This window comes from Mycobacterium sp. (genome assembly GCF_052143115.1).
GTDB lineage: Bacteria > Actinomycetota > Actinomycetes > Mycobacteriales > Mycobacteriaceae > Mycobacterium.
The window spans coordinates 1-13799 of the sequence record NZ_JBKQTQ010000073.1; the positions used below are offsets into that span (position 1 = coordinate 1).

Sequence of the window (13799 nt, forward strand, 5' to 3'; positions counted from 1 at the left end):
AACCACATCCGCCAACTCGAAGCCCTCGGTTACGCGGTAACCCTCAACCCTGCCGCGTGACCCGCACAGCACCACCGCACACGCGTGCACCACACCAGACGCACGTCACCTTCATTTTCGGATTAGAGTCAGACATCGAATTCCGCGAGCAGCCAGTGATGGCCACGTCATGACTCGGGCGGCTGATCTGGGTAGGCCTCGACAGGTGTTCCGCGACCGCCGTGAGGCCGGCCGGGTGCTGGCCGGCCTTCTGCACGCTTACCGCAACCGAGGCGACGTCGTGGTGCTGGGCTTGGCGCGCGGAGGAATACCCGTCGCGTGGGAGGTCGCGGCCGCGCTGCGGGCACCGATGGATGCCTTCGTGGTACGCAAACTCGGCGCGCCCGGACACGAAGAGTTCGCAGTGGGCGCCTTGGCCAGCGGTGGCCGGGTAGTAATCAACGACGATGTGGTCCGGGGGCTGCGAATCACGCCGCAGCAGTTGCGCGATATTGCCGAAGCTGAAGGTCGGGAGCTGATCCGGCGCGAGGCCGCCTATCGCGGCGGACGGCCCCCTGCCGACGTCGCCGGGAAGACAGTCATTCTTGTCGATGACGGGCTGGCCACCGGGGCAAGCATGCTCGCCGCGGTGCAGGCATTGCGTGAGGCCGAGCCGGCGCAGATCGTGATCGCCGTTCCGGCGGCTCCGGAATCGACCTGCAGAGAATTCGCGGGCATTGTCGACGACGTCGTGTGTGCCACCATGCCGACACCCTTTTTCGCTGTAGGCGAGTCGTTTTGGGACTTCCGCCAGGTCAGCGACGAGGAGGTCAGAGAACTGCTTACCACCCCCACCACGGGTGCGGTATCCGTCGTCAGGCCCGAAAGCACCGCAGCCGACGTGACCAGAGACGCGGCCGTCGAGGCACCCGACGGCGTTCCTCCGCCGGAAACCTTGGAGAAGCTGATCGGCGATGCGCGGATCGTATTAATCGGCGAAAGTTCACACGGCACCCATGAGTTCTACGAGGCACGCGCCGCCATCACGAAATGGCTGATCGAGCAGAAGGGCTTCTGCGCCGTCGCCGCGGAGGCCGACTGGCCCGACGCCTACCGAGTGAACCGGTATGTTCGTGGGCTCGGCGAGGATAAGAGCGCCGATGAGGCGCTCAGCGGGTTTGAGCGTTTCCCCGCCTGGATGTGGCGTAACGTCGTCGTCCGCGATTTCGCCGAGTGGCTGCGCGGCCACAACCAACGCTGCCGGTCAGAGGGCCGGCAGGAATCTGGCTTCTACGGCTTGGACCTCTACAGCCTGCATCGGTCGATGAACGAGGTGATCGCCTACCTCGACAAGGTCGACCCCACAGCGGCGGTGCGGGCGCGCCAGCGTTACGCGTGCTTCGACCACACCTCGGCGGACGATGGCCAGGCCTACGGGTTTGCCGCGGCGTTCGGCGCCGGACCACCGTGTGAGCGACAAGCAATCGAGCAGCTGGTCGAGTTCCAGCGCAACGCACTCGCTTACGCGCGCCGCGACGGGTTGCTCACCGAAGATGAGGCGTTCTACGCGCAGCAGAACGCACAAACGGTCCGCAACGCGGAGGTCTACTACCGTGCGATGTTCAGCGGACGAGTCACATCGTGGAACCTTCGCGACGCGCACATGGGCCAAACCCTGCAAGCCCTGGTGGCGCACTTGGACCGCGACCAGCAGACCAATCCCGCGCGAATCGTCGTCTGGGCGCACAACTCCCACGTCGGTGATGCCCGGGCAACCGAAATGGGCGTCGACGGGCAGCTCACGCTTGGGCAGCTTGTTCGCGGGCGATACCACGAGGAATCTCGTCTTGTCGGATTCACCACGTACACCGGCACGGTCACCGCTGCCAGTGAATGGGGTGGCGTTGCCGAACGTAAAACAGTCAGGCCGGCGCTCAACGGAAGCGTGGAAGAACTGTTCCATGAGACCGGCATGCGTGCCTTCCTGGTGTCGACCGTGATCAGCAGCGCCGCCGCGGAACCGTTGAGTGCCGTTCGACTGGGGCGCGCTATCGGCGTGATTTATCAGCCGGCGACTGAGCGGCAAAGCCACTACTTTCACGCCCGGCCCGCCGATCAGTTCGACGCGATCATTCACATCGACCACACTCGGGCGCTGGAACCGCTCGAACCGACCAGCCAGTGGATCGCCGGAGAGACGCCCGAAACCTATCCGACCGGCTTGTAGACACTGCGTCGCCGTGAAATGGAGTGAGTCCGAAATGAAACCGCCGACTCGGCCTTCGACGTGCGGATCGCGGACCGTCAACGAGGCATGCAGCGGCCAGCAGTATTGGTTCGTTCTTCCTGGTCCACGTTGAGCTTCGCAGAGCAGGCGCAATGCCTCGACGAATTGCGTACAGCGGCACGATCAGCCGAGTTCGTAGTGGCAAGCGGAGGGGCCTGCCGCCGGGTGTTCCCGCCGACTACTGTCAGCGCGTCGCAGATATCTGCGACAACCTTGGGGCGTCACTGGTTCTCGACACATCTGGCGGCGGCTTGCAGCACATCATTTCCGGTGTATTCCTGCTAAACGTGCGGGAACTCGCGAATGCGTTGGGCGGGACCTCGTCGGTGAATCAGACCAGCTAGCGGCTGCGCAGAAGCTCATCCGGTGCGGCCGCGCCCAAGCTGTCGTGGTGCCGCTGGGTTCACACGGCGCGCTGCTCGCGACACCGCTTAGGAGCCAACGATTTTCCACGATCCCGATGCCATCCGGCAGCGGCGTCGGGGCAGGCGATGCGATGGTGGCCCCGCATGAGGAGCTGCACGCCGTGGCCGAAGCAGGCGTTCACGCAAAGTTAATGCTAAGAATCCAGCAGCCTCGCGACGCCTATACGGAAAGAACGCCCGCTTCTTAGCGAGCCCCGGGCCGGCGCCACAGTCCTCCTCCAGAAGTGGGTAAATGGACAACTGGACAAGCCAACACCGTATTCAATGCCAAAGCTGCATGGCGGTAATCGACGTGGGCATCCATCTCCCAGGCCACAACGCGACAGAAAACCACAACACTATAGAGAAAGAGTCGCTCAACGAACTGCTGGTCGATTACGGCTGGCTACCAACATCCAAGGGGTCTTACTGCCCACGGCACGCCCGGGAGGCACGGGTCAGTTTTCGACACCCCTAGTTGCCGCGATCGATTTCGGCCAGAGCAGCGGTGACAACGTCCGGCACGGCGGCCGACACCTGCGGCGTCAGTCCGACACCGTGACCCACCTCCGCGGTCTCGACGGTGAACACCACCAGCCGCTCGGGTGCCCGGCCGAGCGTCTGACCTAGTGCGAATACCTGGGCGACATCGAGGCTGTGCGAACTAATCCCGCGCACCGAAGCCAGATCGTCGGCTGTAACCCGATGGATACGGCCGGGCGTCGATGGAGATGCGATTGCCGCGTCGATGACCAATGCGAGAGCCGCGCCAGACCAGGCATCCAGCAGATCCATTGGGTCCGCGGTTCCGACCACGACACAGACACCAGGGAGCTTCCGCTCGTTGATCGCGGCGGCCACGATCAACCCGACACCGTCGTCGCTGCGATATTCGTTTCCGATGCCGATAACAACGGTGTTCAACGCCGATCCACCGTTAGTCTCAGAAAATGCGCCGAGCACGAAATGCAGGGGTCATGGCTGCGAATCACCCTCTCGCACAGTGCTGTCAGTTCGCTGTCGTCCAGCGATAGGTTCTCCGATACCACCTGCGCCAGGTCGGCTTCGATGGCCGCCTGGTTCTGCGAGGTGGGCGGGACGATGGTCGCCGCGGCGATCAGCCCGTCTTCGATCCGGTATCGGTGATATAGCAGCCCGCGCGGCGCCTCGCTGACGCCGTGGCCAACCCCCGCGCGGGCCGGCACCTCGACGAACGGCCGTGAGGGGCGTTCATAATCATCGATGATTCGCAGTGCCTCTTCGATCGCATACACCACCTCGACCGCGCGAACCACGATGCTGCGAAACGGGTTTCGGCATTGTGCTCCCAACCCGGCATCATCGGCGGCTTGCCGGGCGACCGGCGAGAGCGCCGACGAGTTCAGCGAGTAGCGGGCCAACGGGCCGGTGAGGTAACGGTCACCGTCCAGAGTCGCGTGCAGCGCGGTGGAGTACGGCACCTGCGACTCGACAACGTGATCGCTGAATTGCGCTGCCCCGAAAGGTGTTCCGGCGCTGCGTGCGATCTCGCCGTTCTCGATCGGGTAACAGCCCGGCTGCATCAGCGCCAGCAGTTCGTGTTCGATTTCGAGATCGGGGAAGTCAAATTCGGACACCCACGCGACGGTGTTCAGCGCCTCGTCGAGCGCCCGGCGCAGCCCTTCGGCCAGCGGTGCCAGCTCCCTGCGGGTGGGCACCGAGTAAAACCCCCCCAGCCGAACGTTGATCGGGTGGATCGCCCGCCCGCCAATAAATTCCATCAGCGTGTTAGCGGCCTTTTTCAGCGCCAAGCCGCGTTCGACGGTATCCCGCTCGTCTCGCGCCATGCTGATCGCGTCCGGATAGCCAAGGAAGTCCGGCGCATGCAGCAGGTAGATGTGCAGGACGTGACTGTGGATCCACTCCCCGCAGTACAGCAGTCGACGCAGCTGCACCAAGGAGCGCTCAAGCTCCACGCCGCACGCATCTTCAATCGCGTTGCAGGCGCTGACCTGGTAGGCCACCGGGCAGATGCCGCAGACCCTCGCCGTGATGTCCGGCGGCTCGGTGTAAGCGCGACCACGCAGGAAAGCCTCGAAGAACCGTGGCGGTTCGTAGATGTTCAGCTCGACGCTCTCCAATGCGCCATCACGCAGCCTCACGTGGACGGCACCTTCCCCTTCGACACGGGTGAGCGCGCCAACGCTCAGCGTGCGGGTGGCCGGGTTCACTGCTGGTCCCGCTCCGCGGCGAACGCGGCGACGTTGAACGTCGAGAACACCCGGTCGACGTCGTCCTCGGACATCCCGTCACGGCGCAGCAGTGGGATCAGGGTCGCGGTTGTCGGGACAGCGGACGGGCCGAAACAGCCATAGCAGCCTCGATGATGCCTGGGACACAACGCTCCGCATCCGGCATGCGTCACTGGGCCTAAGCACGGGATGCCGTCGGCGACGATGACACACGTCACTCCGCGGAGCTTGCACTCCGTACACACCGTCTTGGCCGGTAGTCGGGGTTTGCGTCCGATCAGCAATGCCGCCAGGGTGTCGAGCAGCTGACCGCGATCGATCGGACACCCTTGCAGCTGGTAATCGACAGTGACGTGCGCCGACGCCGGCGTGGACGTTGCCAGGGTGTCGATGTATTCGGGCTTGGCGTAGACGACCGATGCGAACTCGGCGACATCGGCGAAGTTCCGCAGCGCCTGGACACCGCCGGCGGTGGCGCACGCCCCGATCGTGACCAGCACCCGCGACTGTTCGCGGATCTCGCGGATTCGTTTCTCGTCGGCCGCGGTAGTGATGGAGCCCTCGACCAGCGACACATCGTATGGTCCGCCGACAATCGTACTGGAGGCCTCCAGGAAGGTCGCGATCTGGACTTCTGCTGCCAGCGTGAGCAATTCGTCCTCGCAGTCCAGCAGGGTCAGTTGACAGCCGTCGCACGAGGCGAACTTCCAGACGGCCAACGTCGGTGTGCTCATCTATAACTCCTTGACCGCAAGCAGCGGAGCGGCGATGTCGTAGCCCACCACGGGCCCGTCGCGGCACAGCAGCAGCGGCCCGAGCTGGCAGTGACCGCACCAGCCGATCCCGCACTGCATGTTTCGCTCGAGTGAGACCCGAATGTCGCTTTGGGCCATGCCCTTTTCCAGCAGGGCCTCGGCGGCGAATTGCATCATCGGTTCGGGTCCGCACAAAAATGCCGTAACGCGAACGGTATTCAGCGCGAGCCGATGCAGCGGCTCAGTGACGAACCCGATCTCACCCGACCAGCCTCGCACCGGAACGTCGACCGTCAGGTTTACCTCGATCCGGCTATCGCGTGTCCACTCGTCGAGCTCGGCACCGAACAAGAAGTCGGCACGCGAACGCGCACCCGCGATCAGCACCACCCGCCCGTAGCGATCCCGGTGCGCCAGCGCGCCCAGCACCACCGGACGTAGCGGCGCCAATCCGACGCCGCCGGCGACGATTACCAGATCACGACCACCCGCGTCGGCAAGGCCCCAGTTAGTTCCGAACGGTCCGCGGACCCCTACGACCGTGCCCACCTGCGCGTCGCACAACGCACGGCTGACTGCACCGACCGACCGGATGGTGTGCGTAATCGTCCCGTCAGCGAGAGTCGGGTCACCACTGACCGAGATCGCGATTTCCCCAATCCCGAAGGCGTAGAGCATCATGAACTCACCGGGCAGTGGTGTCGGGAGTAAGTCGCGCCGTGGCTTCAAACATAAGGTGACTGAATCCCGGTTCTCGACCACGCGGTCGCGAACCAAGTAGGGGACCGGCGCCATTGCCGATGGTTCCGACTCGAAGCGGGTGGCGGCGTCAGTCATCGTCGCCGTCCGCGCTGGCCATCTTGTTCATCTCCTCGGTGATGTCAATGCCGGTCGGGCACCAGGCGATGCACCGCCCGCACCCGACACAACCCGACATCCCGAACTGGTCGTGCCAGGTGCCGAGCTTGTGGGTCAGCCATTGCCGGTAGCGGGATGCGCCGGACTGCCGGACGTTACCTCCGTGGATGTAGGAGAAATCGGGCTCGAAACAAGACGCCCAATTCTGCCAGCGTTCGGCGTGCTCACCGGTCAGGTCGGTGACGTCCTCGGTGCTGGTGCAAAAACAGGTTGGACACACCATCGTGCAGTTCCCGCACGTTAGGCAGCGGCTGGCCACCTCCTCCCACTGCGGCGACTCCCGCGAGGTCACCAGCAGGTCGCGCAGGTTCCCCGACGGCATCTGGCGGCCCATCCGGTGGGACGCCGCTTCGACGTCGGCTCGGGCACAGCTGATTTCATCGGCCTTGGCCGGGCAGTTCGGTATCGCCGCCAGTACCTCGGCACCATCCTCGGTGCCCACGTCAACAAGGTAGCGGCGCCCGTCGCCGTCGACGCGTTCGGTCAGTGCAAGGTCGTAGCCCGGCCCGGCGGCGGGACCGGTTCCCATCGACGCGCAGAAGCATAGGCCGCCCGGCTCTGTGCAGTTGACCGCGACGACGAAGATCTGCCGTCGACGCCGCGCGAATGATCCGTCCGGGAACTTGCCGCCGCCGAGCACCCGATCCAGCGTCGCGATTCCGGCGAGGTCGCAGCCGCGTACGCCAATAAAGGCGTATCGTGGAATCTCTTCTGCGGCATCATCACTCATTTCACCGCCGCGATCATCTGACCACAACCGTTGCCGGGGTGGGTGCAGGAACTGCTTCCAGGACTGTGGACCGGCCGAGTGTGCGAACGCCGCGTCATCGTCGCGGCGATGCAGCCGATAGTGCCCGGGACCCACGTCGACCCCCCAGCCGCGGGGCAGATCCTCGGCCGACTCCAGCTCGGCGAGCACGATCGCGTTATCCCGCAGTGTCGGGCCGACGACCTGATAGCCGCGCTCGATTAAGACACTGACGAGGCGGTCGAGTCCCGCCGTATCCAGCATCGCGGTCGCTTCCGCGCGTGTGCCGGCGGGCGTTTCGCCGTCCCGATCTTCGCACTGCCCGCTCATCCGTAACTCCTGTCGTTACGGCCACCATCATCGTCGATTAAGCATCGTAGCTCGCGCTCCCTTTGTCCGTCGCGCATCCGACCCATCCGCCAGTGCGCGACCGCCACCAGTGTCGCTGCGGCCGCGACCACGGTGAGAAGGATCGCTACGTCTCTGCGTATTCCATCGGCGGCGGCGCGCGAGGTTGGTGTATGTGCGTTGACTTGGTTACCATCGTTGCTCACCCCAAACGTCGCTTTCCTGAGCAGCTTTGGCTGGATTGCCGGCGTCGGCGGCGCTCCATCTGGCGTGTCCAGCGGGACCGGAATCATGCGCGGCTGTAAGGCCGCTCAGCACCGCGGCGCCCCGGAAGAACGCACGATCCACCAGCAGCACGGGTCAAGCGTGAATGTCAGCACAACAACTCCTTCGGCGATGCATGCCACATCGATCGAATGAGACGATTGTCCTTCGGAGCCCCGGAGGTCTCAAGGGCCGAAAGCCCCTGGCGTCCATGGCCGCGTGTCATTAAGCCGCGGCCGACAATCGGGGCGGGCTTGGCCGTGTTGGGACCAAGGGCCGACAAACTGAGGACCAACGGCTCTGAAGAGGCCGGCGTGTCACCGATAGCGTTGCGCACGAGGGCGCCTTCATTGGAGTGTGCCGGCTCGGAGTTCGCGATGAATGATTTGCCAACACCGCCCGCGGTTGTGGTCGGCGTCGACGGTTCGACGGCGGCCCTGCGTGCTGCCCTGTGGGCCGTTGACGAGGCAGTTAGCCGGGACATCGCGCTGCGCCTCGTTCACGCACTCCACGCCGACGACAGCGAGAGTCTGGACCGCGCGGACACCGCTCGCTCGTTCGCCACCGCCGAGCGCGCCGTTCGGCGTGTCATCGCTGCCGTTGAGGCCACCGACAAGCCAGTGAAAATAGAAGTCGAGATCACCAAAGGGCCGCCAGTCGGCACGCTGGTCCGCGCTTCCCGCTCAGCGGCGATGGTTTGTGTCGGCGCTGTTGGATCTGATCACTTCCAGCCGGACCGGGTCGGGTCCACGGCCACCGCAGTAGCCACCTCGGCGCAGTGCCCCGTTGCTGTCATTCACGGATTTGGCCATCCAACCCGACCGCATCCCGGGTGGGTAGTCGTCGAAGCCGACAAGTCCCCCGACAACGGCGTCGTGTTGGGGGCGGCGGTGGACGAGGCGCGCCTGCGTAACGCGCCGCTACGGGTGATCACCTGCTGGCCAGCTCCATCCTGCGACAAGTCGGCAGTCGCCGAGGGCGATCATCGGATACACGCGCGGCTGACCCGCCGGTTGTCCCCGTGGCGGCGGCGCTATCCAGACCTTCGGATCGAGCCGATTGCGGTGCATGGCAGCATCCTCGATTATCTGGCGAAAAGCGCTGGAGACGTGCAGTTGCTCGTCGTGGGCGCCCGAGATGCCCAACATCTAGCCGAGCTTGTCGGCCCAGCAGGCAACGCCGCGCTGCGTGACTCCGACCACGCGGTGCTCGTAGTTGATCGCCAACACCTGTGAGAAGGGGTCATTATGAGCATGATGGATGCCGATGCGTCGGTCCCCGACGCTAGCCGGCAACAGCGGGGAGGGCTCGCCATGGTTGTAAGGGTCTTTTTGGTCGACGACCACGAGGTGGTTCGTCGCGGGATTGTTGACTTGCTCGGATCGGATCCAGAGCTCGAAGTCGTCGGCGAAGCCGGCTCGGTTGCCGAAGCGATGGCGCGGATACCGGCGGTGCGGCCTGATGTTGCCGTGCTCGACGTCCGCCTGGCCGATGGCAGTGGAATCGAGCTTTGCCGCGACTTACTGTCTGACATTCCCGAGCTGCGTTGTCTGATGTTGACCTCGTTCACTTCCGATGAGGCGATGCTCGATGCGGTGTTGGCCGGCGCCAGCGGATACGTCGTCAAAGACATCAAGGGCATGGAGCTGGCGCAGGCCATCAAAGACGTCGGTGCCGGCAAATCGCTGCTGGACAACCGGGCTGCTGCGGCACTGATGGCCAAGCTTCGCGGCGCTGCCGAACGCACCGATCCGCTGCTTGGGCTCACCGACCAGGAACGGACACTGCTCGGGCTACTCAGCGAGGGGCTGACCAACAAGCAGATCGCCGCGCGCATGTTCCTTGCCGAAAAGACGGTGAAAAACTATGTCTCACGATTGCTGGCCAAGCTGGGAATGGAGCGGCGGACCCAAGCGGCGGTCTTCGCGTCCAGGCTAGACACCACCAACCGGCCGGACAGATAACTGAGCCGGAGGTCTCGCCTGGTGCCACCATGGTCGTGTGACCGAGACAGGTGAGCCGGTAGGCGGCGCGCATCCCCTACGCGAGACGTTGTCGCAGTTGCGGCTGCGGGAGCTGCTGGCCGAGGTCCAAGAACGCATCGCGCAGATCGTCGAGGGGCGCGACCGACTTGACGGCTTGGTCGAGGCGATGCTGGTAGTCACCTCGGACCTCGACTTGGACACCACCCTGCGCACGATCGTGCACACCGCAATCGAGCTCGTCGACGCCCGGTACGGGGCGCTGGGCGTCCGGGGGAGTGGACACGACCTGGTGGCGTTCATCTATGAGGGAATCGATGAAAAAGAGCGCGAGCGGATTGGGCACTTGCCCGAGGGCCGCGGTGTGCTCGGAGTATTGATCGACGACCCGAAGCCCATCCGGTTAGACGACATCGCGCAACAGCCTGCTTCGGTGGGATTTCCCCTGAACCACCCGCCAATGCGGGCGTTCCTCGGTGTGCCCGTCCGGATCCGTGACGAGGTATTCGGCAACCTGTATTTGACGGAAAAAGCCAACGGGCAACTGTTCAGCGAAGACGATGAGGTCCTTGTTAAAGCGTTGGCCGCCGCTGCAGGGATCGCCATTGAGAATGCCCGCCTGTATGAACAATCAAGGGCTCGTCAATCCTGGATTGAGGCGACCCGCGATATCGCAACGGAGCTGCTGTCCGGTGCCGACCCGGCGAAAGTATTCCGGCTCATCGCCGATAAAGCCCTGAAATTGACTGAGGCCCAAGCGACTTTGGTCGCGGTTCCGGCCCTTGATGGCAAACCGCCCGCCGATGTGGATGAACTGCTGGTCGCCGAAATCGCGGGAAAGCTACCTCCGCTCGGTGCGGCACCAACGATACCGGTCAGCGGAACCCCGGTGGGAGACGTTTTTCTGGACCGAACTCCGCGGCGATTCGATAATCTCAACCTCGAGATCGGCGACGTGGAGATCCGTTCCGGTTCCGCGCTGGTGCTGCCCCTTCGCACCACCGACAAGGTCGCCGGTGTGCTAGTCGCACTGCGGCATGACCAATCAACGCCGTTCAGCCAAAACCAGGAAGAGATGATGGCTGCCTTCGCCGACCAGGCAGCGCTCGCCTGGCAGCTGGCCACCTCACAGCGCCTGGCGCGCGAACTCGATGTGCTGGCCGACCGCGACCGTATCGCTCGGGACCTGCACGACCACGTCATCCAACGCCTCTTCGCCGTCGGGCTTGCCCTGCAGGGGACCATCCCTCGGGCGCGATCGCCCGAAGTACAACAACGGCTCTCGGAGTACGTCGACGACCTGCAAGCGATCATCGAAGAAATCCGGACGACGATATTCGATCTCCATGGGCCAGCCTCGGGAATGACCCGGCTGCGCCAGCGGCTCGACGAGGCGATCGCCCAATTCTCGGACGGGACGTTACACATCACGACGAAGTTCATCGGACCACTCTCGGTGGTCGATGCCACCCTGGCCGATCACGCCGAAGCCGTTGTGCGCGAAGCGGTCAGTAACGCCGTGCGACACGCCCACGCGACCACGCTCGCAGTCACCGTCAAGGTCGAAGACGAGCTGTCCATCGAAGTGGTGGACAATGGCCGCGGCATGTCCGGACGCACCAAACGCAGCGGCCTGGCAAACATGCATTATCGCGCACAGCAGGTGGGCGGCACATTCACCGTTGACACCCCCCCGATCGGAGGCACGTTGCTGCGGTGGTCGGCCCCGTTGCCCTAACCGACTTGCGCGATGTACTTACGCGTGCGACTCGCGTGCCACGATGACCGGCATCCGCGCCAACTGGGCAACGGTTTCGCTGACCGAACCCACCAGCATTTCGGCGAATCCGCCGCGGCCACGACTGCCGACCACCAGCAGCTGGGCTTCCTCCGAGCGTTTGACGAGCTCACGTGCCGGCTGATCGCGGACCACGACACGGTGCACGGTCACGTCGGGGTACCGTTCTTGGCAGCCCGCTAGGTGCTCGGCCAGTACCTGTTCGCCTATCGACTGCGTTGCCGGCCAATCGACGCCGGGCCACTCCGATACATCAACATCGCTCCAGGCGTGCAGAGCGATTAATCCCACGTTTCGACGCGATGCCTCTTCGAATGCGATCGCTGTCGCCAACTCGGATGCCGACGAGCCGTCAATGCCGACCAACACCGGTGCCTGAACTGGATATGGCATCAACGGATCCTCATCGTGGATGATCGCGACCGGGCAGTGCGCGTGCCGGACCAGCGCGGTACTGACCGAACCGAGAAGCCGGCCGGGCCACCGCCCACTGTCGTGGGATCCGGCGACTACCAGCTCGGCGTCTTTGGACAGGTCAACCAGTGTGGGAATGGCTGCCGACGACAAGACCTCAGTGTGGATCTGGGTGGGATCTGGGCGGTCGCAAGCGTTTTCAGCAACCTTGACCGCGTCATCAAGCAGTCGGCGCCCGTGTTCTTTCTGCCATTGCGCCAAGCCCGGGGACAGCGGCGTGTTCCACCATGTGGTTAAGTTCGGCGAAACCGCGTTCACGAGCGTTAGCGAGACATTACGTAGCTCTGCATCGCGCGCCGCCCAATCCACCGCTACCTTGGCAGCCGGCGAGTCGTCCACACCGACGACGATCCCCAAATGCGCGTTGCGCGACGACATGGCTTCTCCTGTAGGACCGTGGGTTTTCAAAGGGCGCCCCAGCAACGGTATCGGCGGTAGGCACGGCGGGTCAGGGTCATTCGTCACTAGCGATGTGGCCATAAGACCCGCAAGTATGCAACGTCAGGTGACTGCGGCTGTCAGGAAGTCCTCTGAACTGGAGTCTTTCGGCTCTGGCGGCTGCCACCTGTGCCGGGCGACGCTGGATTCACTATGTTAGCCACAGAAAGCGGTGTTCCGATGAGCGCTCACTTCCCGGATCACGAGACTGTCTACACGGCCTTGTCGCTGGCAACCCGTGCGCCGTCGGTGCACAACACACAGCCGTGGCGGTGGCGGGTGGGCTCGGACAGTCTGCACCTATATGCCGAGCGCGGGTTAAATCTACCTAGCACCGACCCTGACGGCCGTGACCTCATTCTGAGCTGCGGTATTGCCCTGCATCACTGCCTGGTAGCACTCGCGGCACTAGGGTGGCAGTCGAAGGTTCACCGGCTACCCAACTCCCATGAATCCGAACACCTTGCCGCTGTGGAGGTTTACCGTCGTCCAGCTAGTGAGGTTGACATCACGCTGGCGGCGGCGATCCCTCGGCGTCGCACCGACCGGCGCCATTACAGCTCGTGGAACGTGCCTTCCAACTACATCGCCCTGATGGGTGCTCGCGCAGCGCGCGCCGGGGTGATGCTGCGCCAAATCGAATCGTTGCCACGATTGCAACATATTGTGGCGCACGCGGTTTGGCGACACGCGACCGACCACGATTACTTGACGGAGCTGACCACTTGGAGCGGACGATACGCATCGCTGGCCGGCGTGCCGGCGCGCAATACACCGGAGTCCGACCCAGCCGCGCCGGTACCGCCGCGGCTCTTCGCCGGGCCCGCACTGGCACAGCCACCCGCCACCGACTCGGTCCACGACAACGCCGCCGTGTTGGCGCTGGGCACCAAAGACGACAGCACGCTGGCGCGGCTGCGCGCCGGCGAAGCCACCAGCCTGGTGCTGCTGAGCGCAACCGCGCTCGGTTTGGCGAGCTGCCCAGTCACCGAACCCTTGGAGATCACCGAGACGCGCGATGCCGTGCAGATCGAGGTTTTCGGGATCAGCGGGTTCCCACAGATGTTGCTGCGCGTCGGCTGGGCTCCGGTCAACGCCGACCCGTTACCGGCGACTCCGCGCCGCCCACTAGAAGATGTTGTTGAACACCTGGATGGATCAGCCTTCAGCTGA

11 protein-coding genes and 1 pseudogene are annotated in these 13799 nt (G+C 64.3%); 6 read left to right on the forward strand and 6 right to left on the reverse strand.

Translation table 11 applies throughout. The annotated features are described in order from the left end of the window. Window positions 1-169: 169 nt before the first annotated feature. Entirely contained in the window at window positions 170-2206 is a 2037-nt protein-coding gene (locus ACLQI9_RS08185) for an erythromycin esterase family protein (RefSeq protein WP_442378175.1), read from the forward strand. 43 nt (window positions 2207-2249) lie between these two features. Next, window positions 2250-2771 (forward strand): annotated as a pseudogene (locus ACLQI9_RS08190) (PfkB family carbohydrate kinase); the annotation flags it as partial. Window positions 2772-3144: 373 nt separating this feature from the next. On the opposite strand, the gene ACLQI9_RS08195 reads toward ACLQI9_RS08190, so the two are convergent. Genes ACLQI9_RS08195 through ACLQI9_RS08215 form a run of 5 tightly spaced genes read right to left on the reverse strand, consistent with a single transcriptional unit; the run spans window position 3145 to window position 7586 of the window. Beyond that, a complete protein-coding gene (locus ACLQI9_RS08195; RefSeq protein WP_442378176.1) occupies window positions 3145-3594 on the reverse strand; it encodes a hydrogenase maturation protease in 450 nt (149 codons plus the stop codon). Further along, window positions 3591-4880: a Ni/Fe hydrogenase subunit alpha gene (locus ACLQI9_RS08200; RefSeq protein ID WP_442378177.1), complete on the reverse strand. Its 1290-nt coding sequence runs from the start codon at window positions 4878-4880 to the stop codon at window positions 3591-3593. The genes ACLQI9_RS08195 and ACLQI9_RS08200 overlap by 4 nt, the downstream gene beginning before the upstream one ends. Next, window positions 4877-5635 (reverse strand): oxidoreductase, encoded by a 759-nt coding sequence (locus tag ACLQI9_RS08205; RefSeq protein WP_442378178.1) that lies wholly within the window; start codon window positions 5633-5635, stop codon window positions 4877-4879. The genes ACLQI9_RS08200 and ACLQI9_RS08205 overlap by 4 nt, the downstream gene beginning before the upstream one ends. After that, window positions 5636-6493, reverse strand: coding sequence for an FAD/NAD(P)-binding protein (locus ACLQI9_RS08210; protein WP_442378179.1), 858 nt, complete (start codon window positions 6491-6493; stop codon window positions 5636-5638). Beyond that, window positions 6486-7586 carry a 4Fe-4S dicluster domain-containing protein gene (locus ACLQI9_RS08215; RefSeq protein ID WP_442378224.1) on the reverse strand — a complete coding sequence of 367 codons (1101 nt, stop codon included), beginning with the start codon at window positions 7584-7586 and terminating at the stop codon, window positions 6486-6488. The genes ACLQI9_RS08210 and ACLQI9_RS08215 overlap by 8 nt, the downstream gene beginning before the upstream one ends. 725 nt (window positions 7587-8311) lie before the next feature. On the opposite strand from ACLQI9_RS08215, the gene ACLQI9_RS08220 reads away from it, so the two are divergent. The 3 genes from ACLQI9_RS08220 (at window position 8312) to ACLQI9_RS08230 (ending at window position 11654) form a co-directional block, all read left to right on the forward strand. After that, window positions 8312-9169: a universal stress protein gene (locus tag ACLQI9_RS08220; RefSeq protein WP_442378180.1), complete on the forward strand. Its 858-nt coding sequence runs from the start codon at window positions 8312-8314 to the stop codon at window positions 9167-9169. Window positions 9170-9247: 78 nt separating this feature from the next. Continuing rightward, window positions 9248-9898, forward strand: coding sequence for a hypoxia response regulator transcription factor DosR/DevR (gene dosR, locus ACLQI9_RS08225; RefSeq protein WP_442378225.1), 651 nt, complete (start codon window positions 9248-9250; stop codon window positions 9896-9898). A 37-nt stretch (window positions 9899-9935) separates the two neighbouring features. Beyond that, on the forward strand, window positions 9936-11654 hold the full coding sequence (locus ACLQI9_RS08230; RefSeq protein ID WP_442378181.1) for a sensor histidine kinase: 1719 nt from the start codon (window positions 9936-9938) through the stop codon (window positions 11652-11654). An 18-nt stretch (window positions 11655-11672) separates the two neighbouring features. On the opposite strand, the gene ACLQI9_RS08235 is transcribed toward ACLQI9_RS08230, so the two are convergent. Further along, complete coding sequence (locus ACLQI9_RS08235) at window positions 11673-12566, reverse strand: universal stress protein (RefSeq protein ID WP_442378182.1); 894 nt, start codon at window positions 12564-12566, stop codon at window positions 11673-11675. A 240-nt stretch (window positions 12567-12806) separates the two neighbouring features. Between ACLQI9_RS08235 and ACLQI9_RS08240 the strand changes: the two genes are divergently transcribed. Beyond that, complete coding sequence (locus ACLQI9_RS08240; protein ID WP_442378183.1) at window positions 12807-13799, forward strand: Acg family FMN-binding oxidoreductase; 993 nt, start codon at window positions 12807-12809, stop codon at window positions 13797-13799.